Origin of the sequence: Marinomonas maritima (assembly GCF_024435075.2) — a bacterium.
GTDB lineage: Bacteria > Pseudomonadota > Gammaproteobacteria > Pseudomonadales > Marinomonadaceae > Marinomonas > Marinomonas maritima.
In genome coordinates this window covers 957866-976774 of sequence record NZ_JAMZEG020000001.1, presented here as the reverse complement: position 1 = coordinate 976774, position 18909 = coordinate 957866, and the positions used below count along the sequence as shown (strand labels likewise).

The window sequence follows — 18909 nt, the reverse complement described above, 5'->3', positions numbered from 1 at the left end:
AAATCAAAAACAAATCTTGATAATTTTCAATTTTAACGTAAAAAAACGAAATAATTTAAAACATATCGACACAAAATAATCTAAAATTAAGTAAATAAAGAACCAAATAAAAAAGGAAAAAACATGCCTTACTACAAAATAGATGGTGTTACGCCTGTCGTACACCCTAGTGCATACGTTCACCCAACCGCGACGCTGATTGGCGACGTGATCATTGGAGAAGGCTGTTATGTTGGTCCAGGAGCCTGCTTAAGAGGGGATTTTGGGCGCATTACCATGGAAGAAGAATCAAACATCCAAGACAACTGTGTGGTTCATGGCTTTTCTGATAGCCACACCATTATTCGTAAACATGGCCATATTGGTCATGGTGCTGTTTTGCATGGCTGCATCATTGGTGAAGATGCTTTAATCGGTATGAACAGTGTTATTATGGATTACGCTGAAATAGGCGCAGGTTCGATAGTCGCTGCCTCTTCCTTTGTAAAAAACCAGTTTACTTGTCCGCCTAGATCTTTGGTGATGGGTGTACCGGGAAAAATTGTTCGATCGGTAACCGATGACGAACTAAAATGGAAACAAACGGGCACACAAGAATACATAGAACTGTCAAAAAGATGCCTAACATCCATGATTGAATGCATTCCATTAAATGCCATAGAACAAAATAGACCAACCCTTCAGAGTCGGTCACATCAGCCAAAAAGCTAAATACACTCAAGTACAGAAACCCAGTTAGTCTAGCGTTTTAAGACTATTCTTCTTTACTAAGCCGAACAGGTTTAAGAGAATAACCGCTCGGCTAACTCACACTGGACCACCAGTTAATAATGAATAAACTTAATACTTTAGACACATTAATCACTCGCTTTCAAAGCCAAAAACCCATTCGAGCTTCCTCTCTGGTCATCACCTTATATGGCGATACGATTGAGCCACATGGTGGAACCGTTTGGTTAGGTAGTTTAATCAAACTGCTTGAGCCGATGGGAATTAACGAGCGGTTAATGAGAACGACCATCTTTCGTTTAACACAAGATGGCTGGCTAACCAGCGACAAAGTGGGAAGAAAAAGCTATTACAGCTTAACAGGCTCTGGTCGACGCAAGTTTGAACAAGCGTTTCGACGCGTATACAGCGCCAACCAAGCCGTATGGGATGGCTCTTGGTGCTTAATCATGACGCAACAGCTATCTACAGATGAAAGAAAGCAACTATTAGAGAACCTAAACTGGCAAGGCTTTGGCGTGTTAACAGGACAACTTATCGGCAGTCCAAGCGCCAATTTAAGTGACGTGAATACCGTTTTGGCGTCATCGAACTTACAAAGCAAAGTCATTGTATTCAAAACACATCAACAAGAAGAACTGGCAGGAAAACAAATTCGAATGCTTGTGCGAGAGTGCTGGGAACTTGATAAGCTTGGCGCTCACTACCAAGAATTCATCGATTTGTTTCGCCCCATATGGCAAGAGCTTGATGAAAAAGGCAACATCGATGCTGAATCCAGCTTTCTGACTCGCACGTTGTTAATCCATGAATACAGAAAACTACTGTTGAGAGATCCGCAGCTACCAGAAGAACTTTTACCTGGAGACTGGGAAGGCCGAGCTGCTCGACAACTGTGTCGAAACATTTACCGAAAAATCACCCCAGCCGCAGAGCAATGGCTAGGGAAAAATCTAGAATCTGCCGATGGCCCACTTCCCGAAGCATCACAATCTTTTTATCAACGATTTGGTGGGCTGAATTAATTTCAGATATTAAACAGGGATGTTTAAATCAATAAATTGAAAATCTTTAATGATGCGATCTTGAATCGCCTCTGTTCGTCCCGCAATAATCACACCTTTACGAACAGTCGGCTTATAAGGACTTCCATCCAGCATACAGACATAGCCACCCGACTCCTGATAAGCAAGAATCCCTGCGGCATGGTCCCACACCTTTGGTTTAGGGCTAATAAAGAAATCAACGCCGTTCTGCACCATTGTTCGATATTCATGACAGCAACAACGTAGACTAGAAGATCGCGCATAACTAACTTGCTGTATAGCAACGCGTTTACGTATAGCAGAATCAGCAAACAAAAAGGGCGAAAAAAAACCCACTAGATTATCATCTACAGGCTGACCACTAAGCAATAAACGTTGTGGTGGCTGGTCAGGTCTAACATACCAAGTACCTTCACCTAAACCCGTTTCAATCCAATCATCATTTAAAGGATCGTACAACAAGCCATAAACTGTTTCACCTTGGAAAATGGCCGCAATTAATACACCAAACGTGGATAATCCATGAGCAAAATTCCATGTACCATCGATAGGGTCAATAATAACCACCAACTCGTTCGTATCTATTTGATCCAGTACGGATTCATCTTCCGATACAGCCTCTTCACCAATAATAATCGCCTGAGGCAATAAGGCTTGAAAGCGCTGCGTTAATGCTTTCTCAGAGGCAACATCGGCTTCAGTGACAAGATCATCGAAGCTTGTTTTGGTTGATACATCACCGTCTGAAAGTCTTCTAAACCTAGGTAAAATCTCGGTTTTAGCAACGTTTCGAACAATGTCCACCATTTCTGACTTCTGTTTATGAGTTAACACAGCACCTCCAACTTATAATCTAAATCTATGAATTACGGACGAGCGTGGTATTTCTCATCAATAGAATTGATTGCTTTAACATTATCCGCAGAGCGACCGTTTTCATCGAACACTTGCGCCAAAAATGCATCGGCAATGGATTTCGCTAACTCTTGCCCAATCACTCGCGCTCCCATCGTAATAATTTGCGCATTGTTAGAAAGTGCAGCGCGCTCAGCCGAATAAGTGTCATGTGTGAGTGCAGCCCGAATACCTGGCACCTTACTTGCTGCGATGCAGACACCAATACCAGTGCCACAACATAAAATGGCACGATCGTATTTTCCATCTAACACAGCATTGGCAACACGATCAGATAAGTTGGCATAAAAAGGCTCAGCTTCTCCAGAATCAGTACGAGAAATTTCCTCCACATCGTAACGATCTTTTAAATGATCCGCTAAAATTTTCGCTAGACCTTCGCCAGCACTGTCTCCAGCAATTGCAATTTTCATGATGTTATCCTCGGTTCTATTATTGCGTTCGAACGACTGCAGCACATTTGTTTAAAATATCGATATATCCATCAACGTTCCAAGCGGATCGACCAATAAATAAACCATCAATGTGTTCGCAGGCTATGAGTTCTTCACAGTTATTAGGGTTCACCGAGCCGCCGTATAAACAAGGAACCTTGCGTCCCAATATCTTTTCAGCAACATCCAGAATGTCAGCTTGCCTTGCGTCGGCATACTCAGAAGAGGCCGGTACCCCTCGCTCACCTATTGCCCAAACTGGTTCATAAGCAAACAAAATAGAGGCACCTTTTTGGTCATCGCTCAAAAATTCCAGCGCACCACACACCTCTTTTGCCAAAACAGACGCCGCCTGACCACTTTCTTTATCAGCCAGTGTTTCACCAATACAGATAAGAGGAATTAAACCATGACGAATTGCAGACTCGACCTTACGACCAACAGTCTCATTCGTTTCACCAAAGTACTCACGTCGTTCAGAGTGACCCAGTTCAACGATATCGAGCTGGCAGTCATTTAGCATGAGTGGAGACACCTCTCCTGTCCAAGCCCCCTGTTCTGCCCAATGCATGTTTTGAGCCCCCACCTTCACGGACGTATCCCGAAGCATTTCTTTTACTTCACGTACACACGTAAATGCAGGAATAACAAATCGGTGAATATTAGTATTTGCGTTCGCATCGTCGACCTGTAACGCGGCCGCAAACGCTTGAGCTTCTGCCAATGTTTTATTCATTTTCCAACTTGTACCAACCCAAAACTGTTTTTTACTCGTCATGTATTTTCCAGTGGTCTCGCAATAGTTAACTGAATGCCAGCGTCCACCAACTGCTGTTGAACGTTTGGCTCTGGAACTTGGTCGGTGATGACCCAGTCAAAATCATCGAGACTTGCCAACACATGAAGTGCAACACGATCAAACCGTGTGTGATTGACTAACAAACAGCTCTTAACCGCGGTATTTAGCATGGCCTTCTTCACTCGAATCACATCGGCATCCATATGAAACACTTGGTTTCCCGATACCGCAGGGCTCGACAAGAAAGCAATATCCGCCCGCAAACTGGTTAAGTTTTGTTCCGTCAATACACCGAAGTAACCATTAAACTTAGAAGAGTACATTCCACCAAGTGCAATAAGGTCGATCCCTTTTTCGAACTTCAATACCTCTAAAATAGACGCATTATTGGTAATGACCGTCAGCGGTTTTTTACGGGAAAGCATCTTACCCAACACCGCGGCCATAGAACCATCGTTAACCATTACAGTCATCCCCGGCTCAACCAGCTCCAGCGCTTCTAACGCCATACGCTCTTTACCTTCACTACCTTGACGCTCACGTAATCTGAAATCACTTTCAAATTGCATTCCCGCTTCAATAGTGGCACCGCCTCGTACTTTTCGTAGTAAACCAGCGGCTTCAAGTTCATCAAGATCTCGGTGAATCGTCATCTTAGAAACAGCAAAACGCATTGCTAACTCTTCAAGATCAACCACACCACTCTCGACAAGGAGATCGACAATTTGCTGTCTACGTTCATCACGCTTCATAAACACTCACTTCGATAGCAAATCTCTTGAGTATGTTATAAACCCAAAAATAACATTTTAAAAGTTATATTTAACATAATTAACTTTATTTTGTTATTTTAGGTGTTATAAACACAATAATAACGAGACAAACTAAACTTAAATCACAAAAAAATGCGAAAAATAACCTTTCTCACACACATAAAGAGCAGAATAACATGTATAAAATGGATTTTTGACTGGGAAATTAAGAAAGGCATTAGAAAAAAGTGCGATTAAAGTCGACCTGAATGTTAAAAATCACAAAAAAATCACACTAGAAATATACATCATAGGCGTTTTTTATGTTTAAACACTGCATTTTGACCCTTAACCCAATACCCTTCATTAGATAAAGGGCGTTATTGAGTCATTTTTTTGGCTGGCGTTATCATTAACACGAAGCCAGATAAGGAGCTTAATTCGCCTGCTCAGCTTGAGTAAAAATAGAGACCATCAGTCGTTTGCTAAAATAGCACGAGCGGTCAATTCATCGGTAATCAATCCAGTAAGCAAGTCCCCTTTCAGCGCCGCTCGGATAGCTTCCACCTTCTCTTCTCCACCGGAAACCGCGATCACATCACCTTTATGCCCTTCCAAGGACACAGACAACATTCTAGCACTGAGAGACGTTTCTATTATGCGGCCATTTTCATCATAAAAATGCCCCATTACCTCCCCTACTGCCCCCGATCGAGCAATCTCAATAATCTCTTCAGGCTTGATCGGACCAGAGGCAACCAACTGAGCCGTTTGAGCAACGGTACCAATACCAATAAATTTAATGTCGGCATTATTAGCCATAGAAAAGACTTCTTTAACGCCTTTTTGATTAAGAAGAACAGTCCTGTCTTCAACAGAGTTTGCCAACAACGGCACCGGCATGGTGTATGCAGGTGCGCCTGTCTTCGCTGCTATCCAATGCAGAACGTCATCTCGGTTAATCGAATAATCCCGGGTTAATCCACCTAATAAAGAAACAAAACGAATATCTGAAGTCTCTAGCTTAGGCAGCTGATGAACAACCGCAGCCAAAGCACGTCCAAGTGCTAAGCCAATTGTTATATTGGATTGCGTCGCTAACACATTACGTAGATAGGAAGCACCTGCCTGACCCAACGCTCTAAGAGGTATCCCTTCTTCCCCTAAATCTGGAGCAACGGTACATTGGCTTAAACCAAATTGTGCTATGAGTTGATTTTCAAGTTTAACGCATTCAGTAACATTGCCATCTATTGTTACCTTTACAGCGCCTTCGGCAACCGCTTTTGAAATTAAACGATGAACCTTAACGGATGTTAACCCAAGCCTTTTAGCAACAGCTGCCTGAGTTAAACCGCCAACGTAATGCAGCCATGCTGCTCGAATGGCTAATGAGCCATCAGATTCGGTACTAGATTTTCTTTCATCCACACTCTATCGCTCCATTATGTTTAATTATGACGAACAGGCATAACGCAAACATTAGCGGGTTCTGCACGTTAGTCTCTAGTTTGTCTTCTTAAGTAAAAATAAACGAAACCTTACACCACAGATAATAAAATTTCGACTTGAATAATAGAGAGGTTTTACTTTCAAATTAAGAAGTTATTAAATATTTAAGTCCTGCACTCCACTATCAATATGAGGAGCCCAAAAAGCAACACTTTCAGCAATTTGTTCGACCACTTGATAATCCGTTGGATCACGCTCTTTAAAACTGAGCTCAAGGCAAATCTGGTTGTCCTTAGCACCACCTTTATATAAGACATCTAATAAAAGCGCTGGCTGAATACGACCGTTTTGATTGTATTCCGCAATGAAAGGCCGATGCCCGCCCTTATCCATAAGACTTTGTTTAATATGAATGATAGGAGAAACAGTTGGAACCGCTTCAGCCCAAGCATACGGATCATAATCTGCAGGATTACTCGATGTAACATCTCCATGATCAATGTCTGCCATCATCCACATCGGAGTGGCCATATTGGTATCAGTTAACCGTTGCTGAAGCGCCATGGCAGAAGTAATGGTGTCACCAAATTCACGCCCGACACTCATTGGCTCCCAATACACATAATCTAGACCCGCCTGCTTTGCGTGCTCAGCCACTTCTGCCCAGCAATCAATGGCTATTTTTGTCAATTCTTCACGACGTACTTCGTTATCAAAATCTTTGTGGGTCATGATGGCAAACTGTGTTCCCACTGCGTGTCCGCCTAAATCGGCGGTTATATCCGCAAAGGTCTTAAACCATTCAACATAATAACGACGAACATCAGCGTCTGGATGCCCAAAATGATTCAAGCGCCCATAAGGTCCTGTCATACCTGACGTAATACGAACACCTGTTCGATCCAACGCCATCTGCATCTCTCTTGTTAACCGACGAATAACAGAAGCAGGCCAGCTGGGGTTAATAAATTCATGCGTGAGCTGGACATCACGAATTTTAATATCGTGCGCAATGGCATCAATGAGGTCTGCTGGTTCAGCAAATCGATTCACCAAAGGGTTTGTATTAAGTCCTAATGTTAACGGCATACTCAACCTCTCTTATGCTATCTCTGTATGGGCTTGTGACGTAATGAACCGCTCTTGGAACCAGTCAGAAAAAAACACTTTTTGCTCATCATTTAGATGAAGCCCTTCTTTCGTCCGCCGAGTCAACACATCTTCCGGAGTCATCGCCCACTCGCTCACCACCAAATACCGCACTTCAGCTTCATACAAATTTGAACCAAAATAGACACCAAGATCATCAACATCTGTCGCATTACCAACAATTTTTTTAATCAAAGAGCCATAATGTCTACCATAGTGAATGAGCAATGCTCTAGGCATCCAACTGTAGACGGCTTTAGAATCTTGTATGAAACCTTGAAAGTCGGCATTACGAATATCACCACCTGGTAGAATTGCACCACGCGTCCAATCACCACCAATGTTTGGGAAAAACTGTTCAATTTTATGAATCGCATGCTCAGACAATTTTCGAAATGTTGTCAGTTTGCCGCCAAATACATTCAACAACGGCGCGCCATCGGTTTCATCCAAGTCAAACACGTAATCTCGTGTCACTGCAGAGGGGTTGCCTTTTCCATCATCAAATAAAGGACGAACACCAGAGAAGCTTGTAATGACATCACTGCGTCTTAAAGATTCTTTAAAGTAGCGATTAACAGCGGCAAGCAAATAGTCAATTTCAGACTCTTCTGGTTTCACATCTTCTACGCGGCCTTCATAAGGAATATCCGTCGTGCCGATCAATGCTTTATTGTCTTCATACGGATTAATAAAGATCACACGTTTATCGTGGTTTTGCACAAGATAAGCTTGTCGGCCTTCCCAAAACTTAGGCACGATAATATGCGACCCTTTAACCAGCTGTATATTACGAGAACTCTGCGAGTGGGCGACATCATCAACAATATTACGCACCCAAGGGCCCGCGGCATTCACCAACACCTTTGCCTTGAAACTGTGTATTTTTTTAGTCCATTTGTTCTCAGTTGTGATGAGCCAATGTCCGTCTTGGCGACTCGCTGATAAACAACGGGTTCTGGTCAGTATTTGCGCGCCTTTTTGAGCGGCATCCAAAGCATTTAAAACAACCAAACGCGAATCATCAACCCAGCAATCCGAGTATTCAAAACCTTTAGTGTACTGATCTTTTATTGGTGTTCCTTCTGGATCGCGCAATAAATCCAGAGTTCTTGTACCAGGAAGGCGTTTACGTCCCCCTAGATGATCATATAAAAACAACCCTAGACGAACCAACCATGCAGGGCGGTCTTCTTTACTGTGCGGCAATACAAATCGCATGGGCCAGATAATATGACAGGCAGAATTTAACAACACTTCTCGTTCGATCAACGCTTCACGTACTAAACGGAACTCATAATATTCAAGATAACGTAAGCCACCATGAACCAGCTTTCCTGAGCGAGAAGATGTGCCTTGCGCAAGGTCGTCTTTTTCACAAAGCGCTACGGTTAAGCCTCGACCAGCAGCGTCACGAGCAATACCCGCGCCATTGATACCGCCACCAATTACAAAAAGATCTAGTACCTGTTCGTTGTTCATAAAGAACCTCTTATTTCATCGCCAAAGATCGCGCTATGACTTATCAGAAGGATCTACCTGAAAGTGCTTTGCTGGCTGCTCCCTTAACTGCTCCATGGCAAGCCATGTATCAGGAAGCGTCAAACGCTGCTGGTAGAATGCATTAAAAAGCACGTCATAACGGTCACAGAGTGCTCTGTCTGTTTTTTCCACTTGGCCGAGCAGTGGCGTCACCCATTCGGCAATACAGTCATCCATCGTTTGGTATTGGCCAATCGCCACAGCCGCCATCATAGCCGCACCCGCCGCACCCGCTTCTTCTCGCCCTGACACACGTACATCAGCACCAATAGAAGCGGATAAAATTTTACGCAATGTGGCCGACCTGACCGCGCCACCACTTAGGCGAAGCTCTTGTGTTGTACCACCCATGACCTCATAACAATCCCGCATCGCCATACCAAGACCTTCAACAACCGCACGAACCAAATCAGGAAATCGGTGGTGATACGTTAACCCTGTAAAACCTGCTCTAGCCCGACCGTTGACAAAAGGTCCTCGCTCTCCAGCATCGGAAATATAAGGGTGATAAAGCAATTGACCTTCTTCTGCTTGTTGCAGCCAGTCTTCGACTTTATTAACCAACCTATGAGGTGAAGACTCGCAGCCAAAATCCTTTAATAAATCGGACGCGACATTTAATAGCCAATCAAGGTTTAATGCAGACGCCATATTGGTTTGCACTTGAGTCACTCGTCCGGGGATAGGTAAGGCGATCACGTAACCGGTGCACTGCTCATTGAGACACACATCATTAGATGAAACCGAGCGCATGTGCACACCCGTAGAGCCAATAACAGAGCAGGCTACATTGTCTTGTCCAGTATGAACCCCGGCCCCTAATGCGGTCATTACCATATCGACGTATGCTAGAGAAACAGGGATGCCCGCCTTTAATCCGGTAAGATCTGCGGCTTCTTTAGAAAGAGGATGAGTTGTTTCACAACCATCAATGATTTCAGGCAAGAGATCACGATAGTCACTGAGCCCCAAACTGTCGATTACTTGATCATCGTATTGTCGGGTACGAAAATTGCCAAAAGTGAAGCTGGCTTCCGATGGATCCGTCGCTCTCACTGTCGTCAAGTTGAAGTACAACCAATCCTTACAATGAAAAGCGGTCTTTGCCTTTTCGAGTAAATGCGGATAATGGGATGCCATATGAGCAAGTTGGACCCCCTGTTGACAGGTATTGAGGCCTGTACCCGTTTTTTCAAAGCGTTGACGTTCGCTGGCTTGCGCACTAAGAATGTCGACTGTGGGAGAGGAACGACCATCTAGCCATAACCACGCATCGCAAACGGGTAACCCTCCATCATCGATTAACCATGTGCCATCGCCTTGCCCCGTTACAGCCAAAGCAATCACACGCCGATGAAAGTCTTCGATTTTTTCACCTAGGTCTTTAAGCGCAGCAACACAATCCTCCCATGTCTGACTGAGAGACTGAGTAGCAGAACCGTCTAATCCAGCGCTATAAGTGTTACGAACCGAGGCAACGGCCACTTGTTTTCCATCAAGAGAAAAAGCAACCGCCTTCACGACCGATGTGCCAGCATCAATGCCTACGATGAGGTTATGAGTCACTTGTCAGACCTCCGAGCGCTTGAAGATGCACTCCAAAGGAAAATAAAGCGGGACAACTTTATTATTAGAATCATAATTGAACCCCGTTTTGCTCTAGCTAAGAAATCCAAAGCCAGAATGAAATTTATTTCTAACTGTGTAGATTATTTCCATATAATTTCATCATGTCAACCTCCAATCCGATTATTTCTTCACCCTCCTGAGTGTTGGAAGAAGTTGAAAAAAATCAACTTTATATTTGATTAAAAACCCAACATCTAAAAATAAATCTTATTTATCAAACAATTAACTGAATAAAATTCTTTAAAAAATGAAAATCTAAAATTGTCGTTCTACTTTAAAAGAATATTAAGTATGAATTAAAAAAACATCAGTGTGATTTTTTTTATCATTTGTGCAATAAATTTCATTGACAGCTATTTTTTTTTATTCCATTGTAACGATCAAAGATCACACAATCTTCTAAAAAACAACGCTGGTCTTGGCTCGATCAAGCGGCACGCAACATTATCTATTGAACTATTTGTGCGTTTTAGAAGACAAGGCAGTCGGAGTAAAATAAAAATGATAAAAGCTACTGTGCAATCACAATTATCTAATCAAATTATTGCGAAAAAACGAAAAATCGTTCTTGTAAGTGCCGTTGCGACCACTGTGCTTGTGGGCACTATGGCTCTGGACACTACAGTCATTGTTAATGGTTCTGCTGACGATCTAAGGCAGCAAGTTTTCTCTCCTGATAATTATGCAAGCGCCCACTACAGTGGCATCAGATCTTACATCTTAGAGAATGCGGTCGACGCAACTACCCTCCTAAAAGAGATCCAAGTGAATAAAAAAGCCGCAGGGGAAAAGTACGGTATAGGTGGCGGGATTGGTCCCGTTATTCCCGTTTCCTTTAAGGGAACCATTACTACTGGAAAATCTGGCATTTTTAGCATTGATATTCCGAATTTCCCAAACAAGCAAACTGTTCGAATCCAAACGGGTCCAGCCATCAACGGCACCGATCTACGCGATGCAACAGGAACCATAAGTTTTGGTGAGTTTACAAACCAAATCGAATACCAAGATGTAGGTGCTGCACTAAACCGCGCAATGAAGGCAGACATCTTAGAAGATCTTGACCGAAGCACATTAACAGGTAAAAGCGTTGAAATTTCAGGAGTATTTCGTCTAATCAATACTAAAAACTGGTTGGTAACACCAGTAAGGATGAACCTAAAATGAGCTTAGCTTCCAAACATTCAATGGGTGAAACCAAAAATAATATCGTCTTGGCGGCTCGCCATATCGCAAAAATTTTCGGTAACACTCACGCACTGAAAAGCGTAAATTTTGATGTTTACCACGGACAAGTTACAACATTATTTGGGGAGAATGGTGCAGGAAAATCAACTTTGATGAAGGTATTGTCAGGCGTTATCGCACCCACTTCCGGAGACATTCTTTTAGACGGCTCCCCTGTTCATTTTAACAACGCTAATGAAGCCAGAGCGAATGGCATCTCAATTATTCATCAAGAGTTAAGTCTTGCACCTAACATGAACGTGCGCGACAACATCTTTATGGGCCGAGAAATTATCACCAACGGCAGTGTGAACTTCGCAGAAGAAGAGCGCCAAACACGAGAGTTGATGGCCGGTCTCGAAGAAAGTATTGACCCATTAACATTGGTTGAAGAGTTACGTCTTGGACAGCAACAGATCATTGAGATTGCACGTGCTATTTCACAAAAATCCAGGATTCTGATCATGGATGAACCCACTTCCGCACTCAGCGCTGCAGAAGTGGAGGTGCTGTTTAAAGTCATTCACGACTTAACCAGCAAAGGCGTGTCCATTGTGTATATCTCACACCACTTGGAAGAAGCCTTGTTGATCACAGATCATGCCGTCGTTCTCCGCGATGGCTCAATGACGGCCTATGCTCCTCGCAAAGACATAGACCTTGAATGGATTGTACGCAATATGGTCGGTGAAAATTTCGACTTAGGTTCACCACCAGAAGGCTATCAATTTGGTGATGTGGCTTTGAAAATCGATGATTTGGTCATTGCAGATCCTAATGGGGCCGATTTCAATGTTGTTGACAAGCTGTCTCTAGAAGTGAAAGCCGGTGAAATAATCTGTGTTTATGGGTTAATGGGCGCAGGACGTTCCGAATTTATGGAATGTGTTGCTGGTCGGTTCAATGCTCAAGCTGGAACGGTTCTACTGGGCGATGAAAACATTAGCAAACTGTCCATTGCTGAACGTATTAGCATCGGCTTAGCTTTGGTACCAGAAGATCGTCAAAAGGACGGTCTAGTTCAAACCATGTCCGTCGGCCAGAATTTGTCTTTGGCCAGCATCTCTGATTTTACGAAAAAGCTGTTCACCTCGAAACGTTCCGAAAACACCCTAGTTAATCACTCTATTAAAGCCGTGACAGTAAAAGCGTCTGGTGCGGATGCCGCTATCGGATCCTTATCTGGTGGCAACCAACAAAAAGTGGTCATAGGGAAAATGCTGGCAACTAATCCGAGAGTTCTTCTACTGGACGAACCGAGTCGCGGTATTGATATTGGGGCAAAAGCAGAAGTCTTTAAATTGCTTTCAGAGCGAGCAAAAGAAGGCCTTGCCGTTATTTATTCTACGTCAGAAGTGGCGGAATGCTTAAGCATTGCTCATCGCATTATCGTCATGCACAAAGGGCAAATATCTGCTGAATTTGACTCGACAGTAAGCAAAGAACAAATCATGGCTGCATCCGGCGAGTCCGTTGCCCATTAATAAATTATAAGAATAATTTGGAGTATCACCATGTCCACTAACGTTCAAAACAAACCTGCAGCTAATGCGCTTGCTCAGCCAAAGAAATTAGACATTGGCCGCTTACTACTAGAAGGCAGAGCCTTTTTCGCATTGATTGCGATTATTATCTTTTTCTCTTTCATGTCCCCTTATTATTTTACGATCAATAACTTTCTGATCATGTCTTCTCATGTGGCTATTTTTGGTTTACTGGCTCTGGGCATGCTGCTGGTCATTTTGAATGGTGGAATCGATTTGTCGGTGGGCTCTACTCTTGGGTTATGTGGTGTCTTCGCTGGGTATTTAATGCAAGGAGTAAACATAGAACTGTTGGGCATTACATTTTATCCGTCCTTATGGGTCGTGGTAGTTTTGACCTGCGCGCTCGGAGCCGCTGTCGGCTGCGTTAATGGCGTACTAATCGCTCACTTCAAAGTCCCTGCGTTCGTTGCAACTCTTGGCACCATGTACGTGGCACGAGGTATTGCCCTCCTAATCACCAACGGTCTGACATTTAACAAACTAGACGGGAAAGAAGAGCTGGGTAATACAGGCTTTGAATGGCTAGGTTTTAACCGTTTGGCGGGCATTCCGATCAGTGTCATTGTGCTAATTATTGTGGCGTTAATATGCGGTCTCGTACTGAGCCGTACCGCCTTCGGACGCTGGCTATACGCGTCTGGTGGCAATGAAAGCGCGGCAAATTTGTCCGGGGTTCCTGTTATCCGCGTCAAAGTGATTGTGTATATGATTTCTGGTATTTGCGCAGCTCTTGCCGGTCTTGTTCTTGCGTCTCAGTTAACGTCCGCAGGCCCAACAGCCGGAACAACCTACGAGCTAACAGCAATCGCTGCGGTCGTGATTGGTGGAGCGGCGTTAACTGGTGGGCGCGGAACAGTACGGGGTACCATTCTTGGAGCATTGGTTATTGGTTATTTGTCTGACGGTCTTGTCATTATTGGCGTCTCTGCCTACTGGCAAACCGTGTTCACAGGCACTGTTATCGTCTTGGCGGTATTACTTAACAGCTTGCAATACAGCTCAAAAGGAAATGGTCGCTAAAAACGTTGTGCCTGCCCGCTTTGAAAAACAATAGTAAGCAGACACATACAACTCGCCGAGCTTCGGCAAACTCTTAAAATAATAAATTGGAGTACTTCATATGTTCAACATGACTAAGCGTTTATTAATCGCATCTACTGCTAGCTTAACCCTTATGGCTAGCAGTGCATGGGCGGATGGTTTGATGTCTATCATTGTTAATAACCCCTCAAACCCTTATTGGTTTACTGAGGGCCAAGTCGCTAAAAAAACAGCCGAAGACATGGGCTATGAAGCAAATGTTTCTGCTCATAAAGGTGACACAAATACAGAGAGCAAACTGATTGATACCGCCATTACTAATAAAGCAAAAGCCATTATATTAGACCCAGCGAACGCCGACGGTTCCATTGGTGCAGTTCGTAAAGCGGTAGCAGCGGGTATTCCAGTCATTATCATTAACGCTGAAATAAACCAAAGCGGACTTGCGAAAGCACAACTGGTATCCAATAACGCTCAAGGTGCAGCATTAGGCGCCATGCAGTGGATCGAAAGTGTTGGGGACTCAGGTAATTACGTTGAATTGTTCGGCGCACCAAGTGATAACAACGCTCAAACTCGTTCAAACGGTTTCAAAACAGTACTGTCTCAGTACCCAGATTTGATAAAAGTCGCCAGCGAAGTCGCTAACTGGGATCGTACTCAAGGCTATACAAAAATGCAGTCCATCCTACAAGCAAACCCAAATATTAAAGGTGTTATCAGCGGTAACGATGATATGGCATTGGGTGCAATCGCAGCACTGAAAGAAGCCGGTAAACTTAGCCAAGTAAAAGTGGGTGGATTTGATGGCTCCCCTGATGCAGCCAATGCAATTTTAAATGGTGAAATGGAGTACACAGTGCTTCAGCCAGTCGCTACCTTTGCTGCAGAAGCCATTCGTCAAGCGGATAACTTTATCAAAAATGGCAATACTGGTGTTGACTCAGAAAAACAACTGTTTGATTGCTACTTAATCACATCTGAAAACATCAAGTACTACACATCTGCTTTCACTTTGTCTCAGCACTAACCACAGCACCGCCTCCTCGTGGGAGTTTGGGCTACAATCGTAGCCCTTTTTTTATTTAAAAAAACGAAACGAGGTTTGACATTAATACTCATGCAACCAAAGCATGTCATTTCCTCTATACTATTTCCCCCAATTCTCTATAACATCGACAAAATGGCTCAAAAATAAGTTGGTCTGGTGCGCGTCTAACGCTCGGTGATCAATACTAAGAGACACATAACATTTTGGTCGAATGACTATTACGTCTTCACCATTCACCTCTTCCACTACAGCTCTTTTTTCAAGTTTACCTATGCCCAAAATCGCCACCTGAGGCTGATTAATGATAATTGGCGTGGCAAATAAACTACCACTCACTCCATGATTTGAGATGGTAAAAGTACCGTCTCTCATGTCGGCAGCGACCAACTTGCCCTGTCTGGCTTTGTCGGTTTGTTGCTGAAGAGCGGTGGCAATTTCAAACAAATTTTTCTCTTGAACCTGTTTAACAACAGGCACAATTAACCCATCATCACCTAAGGCTGTGCCGACACCGATGTTAATGTCCTCAAACACTTCCAAGTAATCGTCATAAAAACGAGAGTTAATGACTGGGACTTTTTGCATTGCCTTAGCACTAGCAGCCAAGAAGTAAGCGGTAAAAGTCAACTTTACCCCCGCTTCCTCAAACCCCATCTTGCACATTTTTCTGTGTTCGATGATGCGACCCATGTCCATTTCAAAGACGCTAGTAACGTGAGGAGAAGTATGAAGCAAGCTGTCCACCATGTGGTTAGCGATCTTTTTACGCATGGTGGTATGGGGAACAATATTACTTTTTAACCCTTTCGCGTTTTTAGGTGCACTAGAAACATCTGAGCCATTTTGTTCCTTATCAGCACCTGTATTAATAAAAGCAAGAATATCGTTTCTAGTGACGCGCCCACCTTTCCCCGTACCCTTGATTGAGGCTACATTTAGGTCATACTTTCTGAGCAATTTTCTAACTGCAGGTCCGATTAAATGGCATTTTGAACCATCGCTAGCAGCATCACATTTGCTAATATTTGCCACTGATTCATTGTTCGAAGCGTCGTTAGAAGCAAGTGAGGGAGATTTCTCTACGATCGATTGTATACCGCAATGTAAGTAACCAAGAACCGTCCTCTCATCGACATTGTCACCCGATGCAGCCAAGATCTTCTCAATCGAACCATCATTTTCAGCACACACTTCCATCGATACTTTGTCGGTTTCCAGCTCCAATATGGGATCGCCTTTACGAACCTTATCGCCCTCTCCTACCAGCCAAGTAGAAAGTACCGCTGCCGTTCCTTCTAATGCACCAACCGGAAGCGTAATAGTCATTGATTCGTTCATCGTTTTCCTCCTCACACTTCGATCAGTTTTTTCATGGCAAGAGCAATGCTTTGCTCATTCGGCACGGCTTTTTCTAACAACAAAAAATTGTGGGGGTTAGGAATATCGGGCATGGTCAATCGTTGGATCGGCGCATCAAGACTAAAGAACAACTCATCAGCCAAGGTCGCAGCGATTTCAGCCCCAAACCCAGCGGTTTTATTATCTTCATGAACAATCAGACAACGTCCTGTTTTCTCCACAGAGGCAAGTATCGCTTCTTTGTCCCATGGCTGAATTGTCCTGAGATCAATCACCTCGATGCTCATATCAAGCTTATTGGCGGCATTTTCACAGCGCTCTACCATGGCACCCCAACAAACTACTGTTAATGCAGTCCCTGTCAGAATCGTCTTAGCTTTGCCAAATGGAATGACGTAATCATCACCAGGGTAAGGCCTACGGGACCAACTATTATCCAATAGAAATCGATGTTCAAAGAAGATGGTAGGATTATTATCCCTAAGCGCATAACGCAGTAAGCCAACGGCATCTTCTGCATTGGAAGGCATCGCTATCTGCCAGCCAACTTTATGTGCCCACTCAACTTCATCACTCATGGAATGCCATGGATCGCCTCTGCGAGCAAACCCTCCAGGAATTCTGACTACCATAGGCGCAGCAAATTGGTTATTGGTCCGCCAGCGCATAATACCGGTATCTGAAAGCTGTTCTGCGGCAGGCTCGGCGTATTTGCGAAACTGTATTTCTGGCACTGGCATCAACCCACTCAACGCCATGCCCACAGAACGGCCGATAATGCCTTCCTCAGATAAACTGGTGTCAAATACTCTGTTGCTACCAAACTTTTCATTCAACCCAAGCGTTGCCCCATGAACTCCGCCTTTTGGCCCAACGTCTTCACCAAACACGATCACTTTAGGGTTTGTTTCTAGCTCATAATCGAGCGTCTTACGGATTGCCGTTAGCATATTGAGCCGTGATCCCTCAGGTTTAGACTGATCACTCTGAGCTGGAAATACATGGCCACTCGCCGCCAAACCTCCTCTAAGTTGAACATGATCTTTTTCAGCGTAAACAAAACGTGTCAGGTTTTCTGGATCTGGTTGGTTGCGCTTCTTTGCTTTATCGACCGCATTACGGATATTACGGCGACTCTCTTCTTCTAAAGTTTGCCATTCATCCAAGCTCATTAAGTCATTTTTTACTAGATAGTTTTTTAGCTTAGGAAGCGGGTCTCTTGATTGTTCGTCTGCAATAAAATCAGCCGCTTTATAGGTTTGAGTATCTTGAAAGGTGTGACCACATAAACGAGGGACTTTTAGGCGAAGCAGACAAGTACCCTGTCCAGATCGCACATAATCTACGGCTTCTTTAATTAGCGCTGGAGTCAATTCTGGGTCGGTACCGTCCCCATCAATAATTTTTAGATTCTTATAGGCTTGAAGATTAGCCACCTGATCACCACCAGGTGTTTGCACTTCCTGAGGAACCGAAATACCGTAACCGTTATCTTCAATGTAAAACAAATGCGGTAAATTGTTGGTCGTCGAAATGTTCAAAGCGGCCCAAAAACCATTCGTAGACATGGACGAATCGCCGCCCATAGAAACAGCAATAGCACCAGCATAACTAGCGTCTTCTAACTGATTTTTATGATAGAGAATAGACTGAGCCCAACCCGATATAGGTGAATATTGCGCCCCGACACCGCCACACATAGGGAACAGCATAGCGCCTTTTCTTTCAATATTAGGATAGTTGCATACTACGCCGATGTCTCGGCCGTCGCTGTAGCCTCCTTCCTTAGCCATTGGTGAGGCCACCACGTCATCCAAGCTAATACCAAGGCTCATGACAAAGGGTCTGGATCGATAATAGCCACTTGCTGCATCGTGAGGATGAGTCAATAAGGAGCCTAAGAGAATCTGAGCAAAATCATGCCCTCGTGCGGAAAACTGGTTGAAGACTAATTTCTCAGGCACCAGTTCTTTTTCTTCTATTTCATCCAACGCGCGAGACAGGAGCATCAATTGGCTGACGTTAAGCCAGTCAAAATCAAGCTTTGGGCTTATGAAATTCGTGACGTGATTCTTTTCTTCTAGCAATTGATTCATAGAAATACACCATTTTTTAGCTGCTTTTCAGCTTTATTTTTATAAGTATGATGTTATTAATATTATCTAGGATTCGCCGAAATTATCTTTCTTAATTGCCGACTCTTTGACAGACTAAGCAATATAGTTTCTTCAAATAAC

Annotated in this window: 16 protein-coding genes; 6 read left to right on the top strand and 10 right to left on the bottom strand. The window is 43.7% G+C overall.

What is annotated here, in order from left to right; translation table 11 throughout:
* Positions 1-123: 123 nt before the first annotated feature.
* On the top strand, positions 124-711 hold the full coding sequence (locus M3I01_RS04695) for a phenylacetic acid degradation protein PaaY (RefSeq protein WP_275564941.1): 588 nt from the start codon (positions 124-126) through the stop codon (positions 709-711).
* 119 nt (positions 712-830) lie between these two features.
* Positions 831-1754, top strand: coding sequence for a phenylacetic acid degradation operon negative regulatory protein PaaX (gene paaX, locus M3I01_RS04690; RefSeq protein ID WP_255894429.1), 924 nt, complete (start codon positions 831-833; stop codon positions 1752-1754).
* Between the two features lie 9 nt (positions 1755-1763).
* On the opposite strand, the gene M3I01_RS04685 is transcribed toward paaX, so the two are convergent.
* The 8 genes from M3I01_RS04685 to M3I01_RS04650 all read right to left on the bottom strand — a co-directional run bounded on the left by M3I01_RS04685 (position 1764) and on the right by M3I01_RS04650 (position 10384).
* Positions 1764-2609, bottom strand: coding sequence for an inositol monophosphatase family protein (locus M3I01_RS04685; protein ID WP_255894428.1), 846 nt, complete (start codon positions 2607-2609; stop codon positions 1764-1766).
* Between the two features lie 32 nt (positions 2610-2641).
* A complete protein-coding gene (derI, locus tag M3I01_RS04680; RefSeq protein ID WP_176334796.1) occupies positions 2642-3103 on the bottom strand; it encodes a D-erythrulose-4-phosphate isomerase in 462 nt (153 codons plus the stop codon).
* Between the two features lie 19 nt (positions 3104-3122).
* Positions 3123-3902, bottom strand: a complete 780-nt coding sequence (locus M3I01_RS04675; RefSeq protein ID WP_255894427.1) for a triose-phosphate isomerase — start codon at positions 3900-3902, stop codon at positions 3123-3125.
* The gene (locus M3I01_RS04670) at positions 3899-4675 is read right to left on the bottom strand and encodes a DeoR/GlpR family DNA-binding transcription regulator (protein WP_176334794.1); all 777 of its coding nucleotides are present in this window, start codon (positions 4673-4675) and stop codon (positions 3899-3901) included. The genes M3I01_RS04675 and M3I01_RS04670 overlap by 4 nt, the downstream gene beginning before the upstream one ends.
* 474 nt (positions 4676-5149) lie before the next feature.
* Positions 5150-6106, bottom strand: a complete 957-nt coding sequence (locus tag M3I01_RS04665; protein ID WP_275564940.1) for a sugar-binding transcriptional regulator — start codon at positions 6104-6106, stop codon at positions 5150-5152.
* A 177-nt stretch (positions 6107-6283) separates the two neighbouring features.
* Positions 6284-7216 (bottom strand): sugar phosphate isomerase/epimerase family protein, encoded by a 933-nt coding sequence (locus M3I01_RS04660; protein WP_255894426.1) that lies wholly within the window; start codon positions 7214-7216, stop codon positions 6284-6286.
* A 12-nt stretch (positions 7217-7228) separates the two neighbouring features.
* Positions 7229-8758 carry a glycerol-3-phosphate dehydrogenase gene (locus M3I01_RS04655; protein WP_255894425.1) on the bottom strand — a complete coding sequence of 510 codons (1530 nt, stop codon included), beginning with the start codon at positions 8756-8758 and terminating at the stop codon, positions 7229-7231.
* Between the two features lie 33 nt (positions 8759-8791).
* Positions 8792-10384, bottom strand: a complete 1593-nt coding sequence (locus M3I01_RS04650; RefSeq protein WP_275564939.1) for an FGGY-family carbohydrate kinase — start codon at positions 10382-10384, stop codon at positions 8792-8794.
* A 579-nt stretch (positions 10385-10963) separates the two neighbouring features.
* On the opposite strand from M3I01_RS04650, the gene M3I01_RS04645 reads away from it, so the two are divergent.
* From M3I01_RS04645 to M3I01_RS04630, 4 genes are all read left to right on the top strand, one after another.
* Positions 10964-11614, top strand: coding sequence for a DUF2291 domain-containing protein (locus M3I01_RS04645; RefSeq protein ID WP_275564938.1), 651 nt, complete (start codon positions 10964-10966; stop codon positions 11612-11614).
* Positions 11611-13158, top strand: a complete 1548-nt coding sequence (locus M3I01_RS04640; protein ID WP_255894420.1) for a sugar ABC transporter ATP-binding protein — start codon at positions 11611-11613, stop codon at positions 13156-13158. Before M3I01_RS04645 ends, M3I01_RS04640 begins: the two co-directional genes overlap by 4 nt.
* 30 nt (positions 13159-13188) lie before the next feature.
* Positions 13189-14241 carry an ABC transporter permease gene (locus tag M3I01_RS04635; RefSeq protein ID WP_255894419.1) on the top strand — a complete coding sequence of 351 codons (1053 nt, stop codon included), beginning with the start codon at positions 13189-13191 and terminating at the stop codon, positions 14239-14241.
* Between the two features lie 100 nt (positions 14242-14341).
* The gene (locus tag M3I01_RS04630; protein WP_255894418.1) at positions 14342-15292 is read left to right on the top strand and encodes a D-ribose ABC transporter substrate-binding protein; all 951 of its coding nucleotides are present in this window, start codon (positions 14342-14344) and stop codon (positions 15290-15292) included.
* Between the two features lie 120 nt (positions 15293-15412).
* On the opposite strand, the gene M3I01_RS04625 is transcribed toward M3I01_RS04630, so the two are convergent.
* Positions 15413-16651 (bottom strand): dihydrolipoamide acetyltransferase family protein, encoded by a 1239-nt coding sequence (locus tag M3I01_RS04625; protein ID WP_255894417.1) that lies wholly within the window; start codon positions 16649-16651, stop codon positions 15413-15415.
* 11 nt (positions 16652-16662) lie between these two features.
* Positions 16663-18768, bottom strand: a complete 2106-nt coding sequence (locus tag M3I01_RS04620; protein WP_255894416.1) for an alpha-ketoacid dehydrogenase subunit alpha/beta — start codon at positions 18766-18768, stop codon at positions 16663-16665.
* Positions 18769-18909: the final 141 nt, after the last annotated feature.